Here is a 13,467-nt window from a genome sequence, read left to right as displayed (position 1 = left end):
ATTACATATTATGAAAACATTTTTAACAGCCCTTGTCATGGGGCTATGCGGAGCATTGGCAGTATTTATCTCATTTTCCATGGGATGGGCTACCTGGGTCATGTTCCTTGCTTGGGTAAGTTATTACCTATTCGGAAAATCTATCAAAGTATATACTCCCAATTTCTTACAGATCATATTGGGAATACTACTCGGAGTACTTATACAATCTATGGCCAGTCTTCTTGTGCCTACAATAGGAGCAATGGGATTTCCATTGACCGTTTTTATCCTTATCGGTTCGCTGGCATATGTATCAAAAATCAATGGACTGAATAACATCCCTGCTTGGTTTCTAGGATTGATCATCTTTTTTGGGGTACACCCAGAGCTACAGGTGATTCCAGTATTGGGTCTACTTGTCCCAATAGTTACAGGGGTCATTTTCGCATTGATCAATGATATAGGACTGAAATACATAAACACAAAATTTTAAAACATAGACAATGAATTCATTACAAAATAAAACAGCCTTGATTACCGGTTCCGCAAGAGGTTTGGGAAAAGCCATAGCGGAAAGGTATGCGGCCCTTGGTGCCAATGTGGTCATAAACTTTTCAAAAGACAGTATATCGGCTGAAGAGACCTTATCAAATACTATAGCCATGGGGGTTAAAGCCATTGCTGTACAAGCTGATGTTAGTAAAACATCCGATATAGAACGCTTGTTTGACGAATCAAAAAAAGCCTTTGGAAAGATAGATATTGTCGTTGCCAATGCCGGTATAGAAATGGTGGAAACACCGGTAACGCAATTCACGGAAGAGCAATTTGACCGTTTGTTCAGCATTAATACCAAAGGAGCATATTTTACCATGCAGCAAGCGGCCAAGAACATTGAAGATAACGGACGTATCATTTATATCGCTTCGAGCACTACGGCTTTTCCGGTTCCGGGAATGGCAGTATATGGAGGAAGCAAAACTACGCCCCGTTATCTAGTGGATGTTCTTTCAAAAGAAATAGGACACCGGGGTGTTACGGTAAACTCCATTATTCCCTTTGCAGTAGACTATTCTGGAATATTTGTCGACCCAAGTGCGTATCCCGAATTAAGAAAATCGCTGATCGAAAGCTGTCCCATGGGTAGGTTGGCAGAAGTAGAAGATGTAGCAAACCTGGCAGAATTTTTTGCCAGTGATCTATCATCCTTCGTAAATGGACAACATCTATTGGTCAATGGTGGTGCTACGCAGTGAAAGTATACCTATAGTTGAAATGAATTACTAAGGTAATTGATCAGATAAACCCAAATTCCTCACTTTGGCTACATCCTTCCCCAATTCGGCTACACGAAGGCAAAAGTGATGATTGACCTTTGTAGTGTTCTAATATTAAAATGTAAGATCATGGAATATCAAAAAGAAAACAAAGTTTGGTTCATCACGGGCTCTTCCCGTGGATTTGGACGTATTTGGACGGAAGCTGCACTTGAGCGTGGCGATAAAGTCGTGGCAACAGCCCGCAGATTGGATAGCATATCCGATTTACGAGAAAAGTACGGAGAAAAAGTGTTCACCTTAGCACTCGACGTAACAAAGCCAAATCAGGTAAAGACTGCACTCGAGCAAGGATATCATTATTTTGGCAGACTGGACGTCATTCTGAACAATGCCGGTTATTCACTTGTTGGTACTATCGAGGAATCAGGTTTGGACGACGTCCGGGCACTCTATGAAACCAATATTTTTGGTGCGCTATCTGTTATTCAGGCAGCACTGCCACTATTGCGCAAGCAGGGCGGAGGTCACATATTGGGCGTATCAAGTAGTCTGGGCCTTGAGTCGATGCCCGTAATCGGATATTATTGTTCCACAAAATGGGCGTTTGAAGCCATTCATGAAAGTTTGGCTGCAGAGGTGAAGGCCTTTGATATCAAAGTAACCCTTATCGAGCCAGGTTCCTATGCAACTGAGTTCGGCAGTCCGGAGTCTTTGAAGATGGCTAGTGGGCTTGACATCTACTCCGATTTTAAAGGGCAATTTATACAGGGTCTTCGAAACTTGGAAAGGGGAAACCCAAACGCTACTCCTAAAGCTCTTTTCAAAGTGGTTGATGCAAAGCAACCACCGCTAAGACTTTTCTTGGGCAACCAGACATTGCCCTCCGTGCGCAAGGCTTACAATGAGCGACTGGCAACATGGGAAGCCTGGGAATCGGTATCCAATGCAGCCCAAGGTTGAGAAACATAGTAATCAAAACAAAATACACAAGCGTTTTAACTTTAACGATGACCGATATTTAGTATCTTATCGGTTGTCGTTTTCTAGTTATTAATCAATGAGAAGAAAAGAAAATATACCACGAAAATTTGATTCCTTACCGGACTTTCATCGTGCGTTTGGACTGCAACAACCCACTCACCCTTTGATAAGTTTTATAAATATTGAAGAAATCTCTATTCCAACAGCCGAATCATTCTATTTCTTTATTTTAAACTTTTATAAAATCGCCTATAAAAACACGCTTTGTGGACAAGCAAGGTATGGTCAAAATTACTATGACTTTGGTGAAGGTGGACTGATTTTTACCGCCCCAAATCAGGTATTCGAAAGCCCAAAAAGCTCTGCTTCGGGCTATATCTTTTTTATCCATCCCGATTTTCTATTGACATACCCATTGGCTAAAAAAATGAAGGAGTATGGCTTTTTTTCATACGCCGCCAACGAAGCATTACATCTTTCTGCCGAGGAAAAAGCAACCATTATAGCCATTTTTAAAATCATCGATGATGAATTAAAAAGCAGAATAGATGATTTTAGCCACGATGTAGTCATTTCGCAAATAGAATTGTTGCTGAACTACAGCAATAGATTTTACAACCGACAGTTCCTCACACACAAAGCTGTTTACAACAACCTTTTGTTACAACTTGAGGATATTTTAGAAGCATATTTCAACGGTCCAAAACCGTTAAATGACGGTTTGCCCTCTGTTCATTATTTAGCTGAACAGGTCAACGTGTCCCCAGGTTATCTAAGTGATATGTTGCGCTCACTGACCGGGCAAAATGCCCAACAACATATTCATCATAAGTTAGTGGAAAAGGCCAAGCAAGAGTTGTCCACTACTCTCCTATCCGTGGGTGAGATTGCCCATACTTTAGGCTTTGAGCACCCGCAGTCGTTCAGTAAGTTTTTTAAGGCAAAGACCAAACTCACCCCATTGGAGTTCAGGAAATTGTACAACTGACATCCTTAATCGAAAAAACGAAGGCCAACCAAGGGTCGAAAATTGGGCTCGATGTTCAACGTATTGAAAAAATCTTTCATTCCGACTACAATAAAAATCGTTTTGGCTACACCTGTTGTTCCATGGTTCTAGAAATTTGTTTTGAACAAATAAAATAGAAAAATGAACATTGTTTTAACAGGCTCATTGGGCAATATTGGCAAACCTCTTGCGAAAGAATTAATTGTAAAAGGACATTCCGTAACGGTGATAAGCAGCAATCCTGAAAAACAAAAAGACATTGAAATGTTGGGGGCAAAAGCTGCTATGGGTACAATGGAAGACGTGTCCTTTCTTACCGAAACTTTTAAAGGTTCAGATGCGGTGTATTGTATGATTCCACCGGGAGACTACTTCGACCAAGATTTTAATCAACTAGAATTTTATAAACAAGTTGGTACTAACTATGCCGAAGCTATTTTAAAATCAAACGTAAAAAAGGTAATACATTTAAGTAGTATAGGTAGTAATATGGATAAAGACAATGGCCAGCTTATTGCACACACCCATGTAGAAAATATCTTTAGGTCCTTACCAGAAGAAATTAAAGTTACGACGCTAAGACCTACATCTTTCTACTATAATTTATTTGGATTTATTCCTGCAATAAAATCTCAAGGAATTATAGCTTCCAACTATGGTGAAGATGATAAGTGTCCTTGGGTATCACCTTCTGATATTGCCGAAGTTGTTGCTGAGGAATTAGAAGGTTCATTCTCAGAAAGAAAAGTGCGCTACATTGTGAGTGAAGAGTTAACTTGTAATGAAATAGCAAAAACGTTGGGTGAAGCAATTGGAAAACCGGACTTAAAATGGATTTTGATTTCCGATGGGGATATGTTCAATGGGGCTTTATCAATTGGACTTAACCCTAAAATAGCAAAAGGATTAACAGAAATGCAAAAGAGCATACATAATGGTAAACTATTGGAAGATTATTACAGTAATAAGCCAAAATTTGGGAAAGTAAAGCTAAAAGATTTTGCCGAAGAGTTTGCAAAGGCATATAACCAATAATCGGTACATTTAAATATGGCGATGAAAAAACCATATAGAATTAAAACAATTCGTGAGTTTCATAAATTTAGAGGGCTGCCAGCTCCCGAGCATCCTTTGATCAGTGTGATAGATTATGCTTCGATAAAGCATTCGGATGAAAGCAATGCAATGAGCTGGGTACTTGACTTTTATGCTATTTCTTTGAAAAAATCCTCCCATACCAATTTTGGATATGGATACCAACAGTGCGATTTTGATGAAGGCTCACTGTTTTTTATGGCACCAAACCAAGTATTTCGTGTGGAAGTTGACAAAAACCATGTGCCTGTGAACTCAGGATGGATTCTTCTTATTCATCCTGATTTTATTTGGGGCACAGCTTTGGCAAAAACAATCAAGCAGTACGATTTTTTTGGTTACGCCGTAAACGAAGCCCTGTTTCTGTCCCCCAAGGAAGAATCTATCATAAATGGTATCATTCAAAGCATTCAGCAAGAGTATCAAGCAAACATTGATAAATTCAGCAAACAAATCATTGGCACGCATATTGAAAATTTGCTCAGCTATTCTGAACGCTTTTATAATCGTCAATTCATAACAAGAGGAAAGGTCAATCATCAAATTTTAGAACGTTTGGAGATGCTATTGACAGATTACTTTAACAGTGATGATTTGGAAATAAAAGGCTTGCCATCTGTTCAATATGTTTCTGAGGAATTGAATGTTTCACAAAGTTACTTAGGAAGGCTGCTTAGAGTGCTAACGGGACAAAATACGCAACAGCACATACATGAAAAACTGATTGAAAAAGCCAAGGAAGAATTATCTACATCCAGCCTATCGGTGAGCGAGATTGCTTATGTTCTTGGTTTTGAGCATTCTCAATCGTTCAGTAAGTTTTTTAAGGCAAAAACCAAACGCACTCCCTTGGAATTTAGGCAGTCGTTCAACTAAAGACCAGCGCCAACGTAGTAAGTCATTTTTTTCCCTTGGTTTTTTTATAAATAGCACGAAGTCTATCCTCCCAATCTACTGACCAATCGTAAAAACTGGACAAGGGCTCAACAAGGCTGGTTCCAAACTCCGTTAAGGTATACTCTACGCGCGGCGGTACCTCGGGATATACCTTTCGTGAAATCATTCCATATTTCAGTAGAGTTTTTAATGTCTGCGACAACATTTTGGGTGAAATGCCAATGACCTGTTTTTGCAAATCGCTATTTCGTTTTGTTCCCTGCATCAAAGTAGTTAAGATCAATAAAGTCCATTTATCCGCTATCAAAGCAAAGGATACCTGTATGATACAGTTTTCATCAAAAACGGTTCTGGCACTCAAAGATTCCAAATATGAAATTTTTTTAATTTTTTTTTCAGCTTCCATTACTATTGTTTATTCATTTACTACCCAAAAGTAAGCTATGCACTATTTAGTGCCCTCTTGCGAGATACAAGTATAGCACATAAATTTGTGTAAACAATTAAAAATTTAAAAAAAATAATACAATGAAAACAAAAACATTCAACCCGATACTGGCAATATTGATTGCCGTATTTCTGACAACCACGTATTCGGTCCAGGCCCAAAAAGGACAAATCGAAACGAATAACGGGACCTTGATTATAGATGAAGAAAAAATAGTTCAGGATCTATTGGAAGCCTTCAATCTGGGCACTGAAAATGTACTTGAGCTTTTTCATGAAGATGCCATTATTGAATACCCTTATGCCCATTCGTTGGGTACGCCATCCAAACTGGATAAAACGCAGTATGGCAATTATTTGAAAGGTGCGCTTGCGAATATGCCGGATATCGCCTTCTCGCTGGTGAAAAGCTATATGGTACAAAACCATGTCGTATGGGCCGAATTCCACGGGGAAGTGGTTATCCCGTCGACAAAGCAGTTATACAAACAAGACTATGTCGCCCGTATAATGCTAAAAAATGGAAAAATCATCCATTATAAAGAGTACTGGAACCCTTTGGCTGTATCCGCTATGGGAGACCATGCAGAAGTTAATAAAATGTTTAATAATAAATCAAAAAAATAAAAATCATGAAAATAGTAATTGGGGCGGCCGCAGGTAATGTAGGTAGCCGTATCGCAAAAAAAGTAGCATCAGCAGGTCATTCTGTTATATTGCTGGGAAACAAGCTGGATGCATTAGAAAATTTGAATATCCCAAATTCTTCTTCACATGAAGTGGATATGAGTAACACGGAACAGGTAGTTGCACATACAAAAGAGGCAGATGTGCTATTCTGGCTTGTGCCTCCGGCACTCGGAGTGATAAGCTTAAAAGAGTGGTATGATGACATTATCGCTGCCGGGGTAGCTGCCATTAAAGAGAACAATATACCTCGTGTGGTTGCCATTTCTTCCCTCGGTGCCGGAGCTTCCGATAACCTTGGAACAGTTACCTATGTGGGTACTATGGAAAGAGCTTTCAAAGAAGTGGCATCGAATGTGATTTTCTTGAGACCTGGTTATTTTATGGAAAACTTCCTATTGCAAAAGAACGACATCCTTGAAAAAGGTTATTTCTCCTTTCCGTATGCTACGGATCATGATATTCCTTTTATAAGTGCCGACGATATTGGGGATATAGCCGCTGAATACCTGATGGACGAGCATTGGGCAGGACAATGGACGAGAAATATTATGGGGCCGCACAACATTACCCTAAAGGAAGCAGCGGATATATTCTCCTCAGAATTACAACAGCAGGTAGTGTACAAGCAGGTGACTTATGATGATATAAAAAATCAATTCGCCCAGTTCGGCGCCAATGATACCGTTCAAAAAGAATTGGTCGACCTCTATAAGGCTTTGGGAGATCCCGATGGTGCCTATGCGACACCTCGAACCTTTGAGGCCCATACGCCAACAACTCTTGAGGACGTAATCCGGAACAAGTTTATTTCAAAATAATCAATTTGTAAAGTTGTCCCGAAAAATGAACAATTTAAAGAAATTTTGAGATTCTTCTATTGCGGTCTCATTGAGCTGCCTTTTAATGGGACTCCAAAATCTGAAATAGAATGTCCTATCTATCGGGATGAGGTCAGTACTGCTTTATCTTTGTAGAAAACAGTATTGATGGAAAAAGAAATAAGCATTATTGAAAAGTTGGCCTCTTCACTTAAGCGAAGAGATGAAGTACCTAATCAAGAACTTGCCCAAGAGATCGTACTTTCAAAAAATAAGAAAGCAATAAAAGAATTGGTAGAAAATCTATCAAGTAAAAAAACTATTCAAAATGATTGCATAAAAGTACTCTACGAAATTGGAATGCAAGAACCTAGGATGATTGCTGATTATGTCCATGAATTTGTAAAACAGCTGAATACCAAAAATAACCGACTTCAATGGGGGATAATGATCGCTCTTAATACCATCTCCAAGGAACGACCGGAAGAGATTTACGATGTACTTCCCCATATTCTTAACGTTGCGGACAAAGGCTCAGTTATTACCAAAGACCACGCCGTAAACATTTTAATAAAATTATCGAGCGTTGAAGGCTATGCTGATAATGCATTTACTTTACTGATCGAACAGCTGCTAAAAAGCCCAGAAAACCAGCTTCCTGCATATCCAGAAAAGACCATTCCAGTAGTTAACGGGAAGAACAAAAAGCTTTTTGTAAAAACGCTGAATACCAGACTTGCCGATATTGAAGTGGACACTAAAAGAAAACGTATAGAAAGGGTGATTAAGAAAATTGGGCAATAATGAGTGTAGTGACCAGAAAATCCGAAGTTAAAAAATATTTGCAGTGCTGTATTTCAGCCTACCAAGAAAAAGGATTGTCAGCATGTGTATTGGAGCTTAGTAATCAAATACTAAACAGGAAAATAAAATTTCCACTACTTGAGTTTTGTGCCCATCAATTGTCGGAGAGAATAAAAGTAAATGAACAAGTTGCATTGTGTGATGGAATAGAAACTCTAAAAACGGAAGGTGGCAATGTTATCATTGGGATCATATTACAGAATAGATTAGAAAATCATTTTCAACAATCCATTGACAAGGCTACCGAATACACCTCAAAAGCCGATATTTGGTATGTGTGTGATATAATAGGAGAAAGAGTCTATGGATTTGCATTACTGCACTATCCTGATAGAACCATTCCTGAGATAAGAAAACTTTCCTACCATTCTAAAAATTGGGTATTACGGTCTTTGGGTGCAGGAGTACATTATGCTGTTAGAAAAGGGTTGGATAAACAAAATGTGGGTATCGTATTTTTGATTCTGCTCTCATTGGCAAATACAAAGGATAAAGAAATACGACAAGGAATCGGTTGGGCAGCAAAAACTACAACAAGGTTCCACCCTGATATTATTGAGCAGTACCATGCCGATATTCAGAACCAAGAAAAAGTAGCCAATTGGTTTAGAAGAAAAGTTGCTATAGGCCTTGAAAGACATACGTATTATGCCAAGAGAAATTCACGTTAAATCCGTTTTAAACAAAACAAAAAAGAGAGACCAGTGGTTTCTGGATGACTATACATTTAATCCGTATAGTAGTTGTTCGTTTAATTGCCTGTATTGTTACATTAGGGGAAGCAAGTATGGTTCCAATTTGGAACAGAGTTTATCCGTCAAGACAAATGCTATTGAGCTATTGGATAAACAGTTGGCAACGCGAGCAAAGAAAAATCAGTATGGAGTAATAGTCCTTTCCTCGGCCACTGACCCCTATATTCAAATCGAGAAAAAATATAGGTTGACACGGCAGGCTTTAGAGATAATTCATAAGCATAGATTTCCAGTTCATATGATTACCAAATCGGACATGATAGTGCGTGATTTTGACCTGTTGAAAAAGATAGAGCGTGATGCTATTCTGCCATTAGACCTACCAGAATTAAAAAGAGGTGTAATTATCAGCTTTTCGTTCTCAACAATACAGGACAAAGTAGGGAAAATCTTTGAGCCTGGAGCTACTTTGCCCTCAAAAAGGATAGAAGCACTAAAGCAAACCATTGATGAGGAATTTCTAACAGGTGTAAGCTTAATGCCGCTGATTCCATTTATATCGGACACCTCAGAGCAACTACATCAATCGTTTTCTTTGTTCAAAAGGATTGGTATTGACTACATTTTTCCGGCAACAATCACTTTGTTTGGAAACGGAAAGGCCGATAGTAGAACGCTAATGTTAAATGCAATAAATAAGCACTACCCTGAATTGAGGGAAAAATACGATAAATTCTTTTCGGCAAATACTGAAATGCCAACATATTATCAGAATGCATTTCGTAAAAAAATAAAGGAACTCTGTAAAGAATATGGATTAAAGAATGATATAATAAAAACAGCAGCTAACTCCATAAATAGCCAATAGGGTATTTAGTGGGTTACGGAGGTCCAGTGGTAATTTTTAAAAACAAAATACGACATTTTGGCTCTTAGCAAACTTGGAAGTTCATCGCTTACTACTGCTCTACTTGACGTATACTCAACGTTAGCTGCAATTTTTAATAGGCCGGTAAAAAGAACGTTTCTTGATACTTGACCTAACGGTAAGGAATAGTTCATAACCTCAATTGTAAATCAATTTTTCCCTAGTAACAATATCCAAAGGAAGACTGACCACTTTTGGTGGATTTTGCCCCATTTCAAGATATTTATAAAGGTATTCGATACCCAGATAAGTCTGTTCGTAAGGGCGTTGATTGATTAAAAAATCTATTTCTCCGGTCTTTAAAAGAGCTTGGTTCTTATACGAAATGTCATAACCAACAATCCGGATGTGATTAAATGAATACACAATCTTTGCCAATACAAAAGATTTTGAATTTGGAACAAATACGCCCAATATCTTATTGTCTGAATTTAATTTGTCTCTAATTTTTTGTGCTATATTTTTTTCCTTCCATGAAATTGAGAATACTTCGATTTCAAAATTTCGCCCTTTATTTCTCTTAAAATAGGACTCAAATCCTGTTATTCTTTCTTTAACAATATTATATCGCTCCTGGGCAGTTTCAATGTTCAACACCAAAAACTTCGAAGCCTCTTTTTGGCCCATGCTTAAAAGTTCCGCGGCCAGTCTCCCGCCTTGGCCCAAATTCGGTTTGAAATAGCTGATTGCTCCCAAATCAAGCCGACTACAGCCCATTAAAATAAAGGGAATTTTCCTTTTTTTACAGTCTTCCAAAAAGGCATTGGCTTCGTCCAAAATCACTTGGGTCAATAGAACAGCATCATTTTTATCTTTAAGGATTTGAATGCCTGCTTTGTATAGTGAGGTCTTCTCCTTTTGGTTATAGTGATACACAGTTACTGCACTTAAGAACTTGAAATCTTTATTCGCCATCTTTGCCGCTTTGCAAGAGCCAGACCAGTAGTCGTACTGTCCATGCTCGGGCAGCAGCACTGCAATCTTAAAACTTTTTTTCAGCACCAAGTTTCGCGCGAAAGTATTTGGAACGTAGTTAGTATCCGCTATGATTTTTTTGACTAGCCGGGCGGTTTTCTTTGCAACACCCCCTCTATTGTGCAAGACCCGATCTACCGTAGCAATGGAAACATTGGCAAGTTTGGCAATTTCCTTAATTGTAGACTTTTTGTTCATGAATTCTATGAGTAATCAAAAGGAGCTGTACATAGAAGAAAAATCAGACTATCCCTATTCTACTTCGTTTATTCGTTCTTTAGTGATTTAGCGGGGTCAACGATGGATGCTTTGATACTCTCGTAAGCTACGGTCAATAGGGTTAGCCCCACAATGATAGCGACCGAAATCGCAAAGACTGACCAACTTAAATCGATTCGATATGCAAAGTTCTGAAGCCAGTTTTGCATCAAAAAGTAGCCTAAGGGCAGGGCGATCAGACAGGCGACCAGAATCATCTTCAAAAAGTCGACTACTAGCATCCATACGATTTGAGGTACGGATGCCCCTAACACTTTTCGTATTCCAATTTCCTTGGTTTTTTGTTCGGCAGTAAAAGAGGCCAATCCGTATAAGCCTAAACAGGCAATAAGTACTGCCAATACGGAGAAGAGTCGCACCAAATTAGATAATTTCAATTCGGCGCGGTACATTCTTCCAAATTCGTCGCTGAGAAACCAATAGTCGAAAGGAGCACTGGGTAGGGTTGCTTTCCAAATACGTTCTACATCGGCTATTTTACCGGACATTTCATCAGCAGGTAATTTCACATATAAAACTTGATTTCGTATGTGTGGTTTTCCCTGGATGACCATTGGTTTAATATTGGAGTAAATTGATTCGAAAGGAAAATCCTTGACTACACCGATTACTTGTCCGTTTTCGTCGGACGTGGTATTTCTAAGATTGAGTCCAATGACTTCTTCAGGAAGCATATTTAGGGTGCGGACCGCGGTTTCGTTGATGACATAATTAGTGGAATCGTTCACGTACTGTACATCAAAACTTCTTCCGGCCACCAGCTCCATATCAAATACGTCGGGAAAGTGATAATCTCCTCGCAAATGCTTCCAATTGTATTCCTGATCACCGCTTATATCCGGGAGAACAAAAGAAGTCTCTAGTAAACCACCGAAATTTTCCCTCCGAGGTAGATTCACCGCTAAGGCTACCTCAATGATTTGTGGATCGCGTAATAGCTCATCTCTCAACGCTTGGTAGCGTTCCAACGGAGCTACCCCACCCCCAAATCGCACGGATATAATCTGGTCGGCTTGATTGTACAGTTTAGAGCTTTGGAGCATTTTCATCTGCTGAAGAATAACCCCGGTACTGACAATCAGTAATACGGAAACCGAAAATTGCATAATCACCAGCGTTTTACGAAAATAGGCAGGGCCTTTTCCCAACGTGAGGGTTCCTTTCAGCACCTGTGTTGGCTTAAAGCTGGATAAAAAGAGTGCAGGATAGCTACCTGAGACGAAAGCGACCACCAATCCGATCAGTAATAAGCTTCCAGTGATTCTTCCGTTCATTAACAAGGTCCATGGAAGGTCTTTATCGGCCAACGTACTAAATGCAGGCAGCACGATAGCCACGAGTACAAGTGCCAACGCCAGGGCGATGGAGGTCGTAAGCACTGACTCCAACAAGAACTGCCCCACGAGATACAGACGGCTACTGCCCAATGTTTTTCGTATTCCTACTTCTTTGGAACGTTTGGCCGATTTTGCCGTAGCCAGATTCATGTAGTTAATACATGCAATGAGCAGTATCAATAGCCCAATAGTGCTAAATAGGATAATGTAGTCAAAACTCGCCGAAGCGTTCCACCTTGACCAATCTACCTTTTCATCAAAGTGTAAGTCAGTGATATTAGTCAAAAAGGGTTGGTACCGACTAGCCTGGTCTTGCAGGTGTTCCTTCACGATTCGATGTAAGGCGGCTTCTACGTTGGCTATATCCGCCCCTTCGGCAAGCCGAACATATGTGAACGCATTGAATCTATCCATACTGGATAGATAGTCGGTAATCGATATGCCCAAATTTTTCCGCAGATTGTCATCGAGCAGTTCGGTGGGCAGTAAATAGTCGGGTTGCAGATGCGAATTACTGGGATAGTCCTTCATCACCCCGGTAACCTCCAAGGGTATGTATTCATCGGTCAGCGCTATATGCTTCATCCCCAATTGACGCCCTAATACATCAGTGGTACCAAACAAACGTTGGGCGGCCGTTTCCGATAAAACGATACTATTTGGCTGACTAAAAACTTGATTTTTGTCGCCCTGAAGCAGTGGAAAGTACATCACGTTTGGGTATGTTTTCTCTACCAGAAGAACTTCCCCATCATGGGTAAGCAACATATTGTCACTATCCGGGTTTCTCATGCTGTAAGGAAAACCCACATAAACGTAGCGAAACACGTCAACAACTTCTGGCATCTGATCTTGTAAAAGACTTCCCCATCCGGCAGGAACTGTAGGACGACTCGATTTCTCTCCTCGATCGTTGGTGAAATCATGCCCAATGCCAAAGGTCAAATCCGGTGCAGGATGCATCGTGTCGTAACGAAGCTCATCCTGAACATAGATAAAGATAAGTGTCGCGGATGCAAGACCGATAGCCAGGCCCACGATATTGAGCAGTGCGACCCCTTTTTGTCGGATAAACCCACGAATGGCGACACGAAAGTAATTTTTAAACATTGCGACTAGAATATGTTGATGATACCTAAACTGCCATCAAAAGTAACGAGACTATGACCTTAAGAAGCCCGACATCATTA

The 13,467-nt window shown here is 39.7% G+C and carries 14 protein-coding genes; 11 read left to right on the top strand and 3 right to left on the bottom strand.

Annotated features, from left to right (window positions below; all coding sequences use genetic code 11):
* The first annotated feature begins 10 nt into the window (after nucleotides 1-10).
* The 6 genes from D7Z94_RS14015 (at nucleotide 11) to D7Z94_RS13990 (ending at nucleotide 5,223) form a co-directional block, all read left to right on the top strand.
* Nucleotides 11-475: a DUF1097 domain-containing protein gene (locus tag D7Z94_RS14015; RefSeq protein WP_120712237.1), complete on the top strand. Its 465-nt coding sequence runs from the start codon at nucleotides 11-13 to the stop codon at nucleotides 473-475.
* A gap of 10 nt (nucleotides 476-485) precedes the next feature.
* Nucleotides 486-1,238: an SDR family oxidoreductase gene (locus tag D7Z94_RS14010; protein ID WP_120712236.1), complete on the top strand. Its 753-nt coding sequence runs from the start codon at nucleotides 486-488 to the stop codon at nucleotides 1,236-1,238.
* A gap of 108 nt (nucleotides 1,239-1,346) precedes the next feature.
* On the top strand, nucleotides 1,347-2,222 hold the full coding sequence (locus D7Z94_RS14005) for an SDR family NAD(P)-dependent oxidoreductase (protein WP_245967207.1): 876 nt from the start codon (nucleotides 1,347-1,349) through the stop codon (nucleotides 2,220-2,222).
* A 97-nt stretch (nucleotides 2,223-2,319) separates the two neighbouring features.
* The gene (locus tag D7Z94_RS14000; RefSeq protein ID WP_120712234.1) at nucleotides 2,320-3,231 is read left to right on the top strand and encodes a helix-turn-helix domain-containing protein; all 912 of its coding nucleotides are present in this window, start codon (nucleotides 2,320-2,322) and stop codon (nucleotides 3,229-3,231) included.
* 162 nt (nucleotides 3,232-3,393) lie between these two features.
* A complete protein-coding gene (locus tag D7Z94_RS13995) occupies nucleotides 3,394-4,287 on the top strand; it encodes an SDR family oxidoreductase (RefSeq protein ID WP_120712233.1) in 894 nt (297 codons plus the stop codon).
* Nucleotides 4,288-4,302: 15 nt separating this feature from the next.
* A complete protein-coding gene (locus tag D7Z94_RS13990) occupies nucleotides 4,303-5,223 on the top strand; it encodes a helix-turn-helix domain-containing protein (protein WP_120712232.1) in 921 nt (306 codons plus the stop codon).
* A gap of 22 nt (nucleotides 5,224-5,245) precedes the next feature.
* Here D7Z94_RS13990 and D7Z94_RS13985 read toward each other — a convergent pair whose 3' ends face one another.
* Entirely contained in the window at nucleotides 5,246-5,650 is a 405-nt protein-coding gene (locus D7Z94_RS13985; RefSeq protein WP_120712231.1) for a winged helix-turn-helix transcriptional regulator, read from the bottom strand.
* A gap of 122 nt (nucleotides 5,651-5,772) precedes the next feature.
* Between D7Z94_RS13985 and D7Z94_RS13980 the strand changes: the two genes are divergently transcribed.
* The 5 genes from D7Z94_RS13980 (at nucleotide 5,773) to D7Z94_RS13960 (ending at nucleotide 9,626) form a co-directional block, all read left to right on the top strand.
* On the top strand, nucleotides 5,773-6,318 hold the full coding sequence (locus D7Z94_RS13980; protein WP_120712230.1) for a nuclear transport factor 2 family protein: 546 nt from the start codon (nucleotides 5,773-5,775) through the stop codon (nucleotides 6,316-6,318).
* Between the two features lie 5 nt (nucleotides 6,319-6,323).
* A complete protein-coding gene (locus D7Z94_RS13975; protein ID WP_120712229.1) occupies nucleotides 6,324-7,199 on the top strand; it encodes an NmrA family NAD(P)-binding protein in 876 nt (291 codons plus the stop codon).
* Between the two features lie 168 nt (nucleotides 7,200-7,367).
* The gene (locus tag D7Z94_RS13970; protein ID WP_120712228.1) at nucleotides 7,368-8,003 is read left to right on the top strand and encodes a hypothetical protein; all 636 of its coding nucleotides are present in this window, start codon (nucleotides 7,368-7,370) and stop codon (nucleotides 8,001-8,003) included.
* A gap of 8 nt (nucleotides 8,004-8,011) precedes the next feature.
* Complete coding sequence (locus D7Z94_RS13965) at nucleotides 8,012-8,734, top strand: DNA alkylation repair protein (protein WP_158594640.1); 723 nt, start codon at nucleotides 8,012-8,014, stop codon at nucleotides 8,732-8,734.
* Nucleotides 8,712-9,626: an SPL family radical SAM protein gene (locus D7Z94_RS13960; protein ID WP_120712226.1), complete on the top strand. Its 915-nt coding sequence runs from the start codon at nucleotides 8,712-8,714 to the stop codon at nucleotides 9,624-9,626. Before D7Z94_RS13965 ends, D7Z94_RS13960 begins: the two co-directional genes overlap by 23 nt.
* Nucleotides 9,627-9,824: 198 nt before the next feature.
* On the opposite strand, the gene D7Z94_RS13955 is transcribed toward D7Z94_RS13960, so the two are convergent.
* Together D7Z94_RS13955 and D7Z94_RS13950 are read right to left on the bottom strand one after the other, a co-directional pair.
* Nucleotides 9,825-10,859: a substrate-binding domain-containing protein gene (locus tag D7Z94_RS13955; protein WP_120712225.1), complete on the bottom strand. Its 1,035-nt coding sequence runs from the start codon at nucleotides 10,857-10,859 to the stop codon at nucleotides 9,825-9,827.
* A gap of 68 nt (nucleotides 10,860-10,927) precedes the next feature.
* Entirely contained in the window at nucleotides 10,928-13,387 is a 2,460-nt protein-coding gene (locus D7Z94_RS13950; RefSeq protein ID WP_120712224.1) for an ABC transporter permease, read from the bottom strand.
* Nucleotides 13,388-13,467 lie beyond the last annotated feature (80 nt).

Origin of the sequence: Ulvibacterium marinum (assembly GCF_003626755.1) — a bacterium.
Lineage (GTDB): Bacteria > Bacteroidota > Bacteroidia > Flavobacteriales > Flavobacteriaceae > Ulvibacterium > Ulvibacterium marinum.
This window is presented reverse-complemented; position numbering and strand designations above follow the sequence as displayed.